The 529-nt window shown below is 82.2% G+C and carries 1 pseudogene; it reads left to right on the top strand.

Annotated elements, in window-relative coordinates:
• A pseudogene (locus GQS09_RS28400) lies at positions 1–529 on the top strand (hypothetical protein); the annotation flags it as partial.

The following is a 529-nucleotide window of genomic DNA, read 5'->3' as shown; positions in this document are numbered from 1 at the left end:
CGCGGCCGCCGCCGTCCCCGTGCTGCTGGTCCGCGCCGACCGCCGGGCGGGCGCCGGACCCGTCCCGGCCGCGCTGTGCGCGCTCCCGCTGCTCGGCTGCGCCCTGGTCGGCGACACCGTGCTCGGCGAACTCTCCCCGCTGCTGCCGGATGTGCACCCCGGTGCGCAGCGGACCGCCGCCGCGGCCACCGCGCTGACCCTGGCGCTGGCCGTCGCCCCGGCGGCCTGGACGCTGCGCTGGTTCCGGACCCGGGCCCGGCGGTGCGTCGGCCGGAGCCGCTCCACCCGGGAGTTCGCCGCCGCGGTCCGTCCGCTGCTGGCCGCCGCCGTGCTCGGCTTCGCCGGTGCGCTGGCCGTGCTCGACGCGCTGGTGCGCCAGGTGCTGCTGCCGCCGCTGGCGGGCGGCCCGGCGGGCGGGGTGCCGCCCGCCGCACTGCCCGCCGGGCCGGTGCTCGGCCTGCTGCTGTACACCGCGCTGCTGCTGGTGGCGCACGGGCGGTGCCGGGCCGCCGTCACCGGGCTGGGCGCG

Origin of the sequence: Streptomyces sp. YIM 98790 (assembly GCF_011421595.1) — a bacterium.
Taxonomy (GTDB): Bacteria; Actinomycetota; Actinomycetes; order Streptomycetales; family Streptomycetaceae; genus Streptomyces.
The sequence above is the reverse complement of the archived record's forward strand: the minus strand, read 5'-3'. Positions and strand labels throughout refer to the sequence as shown.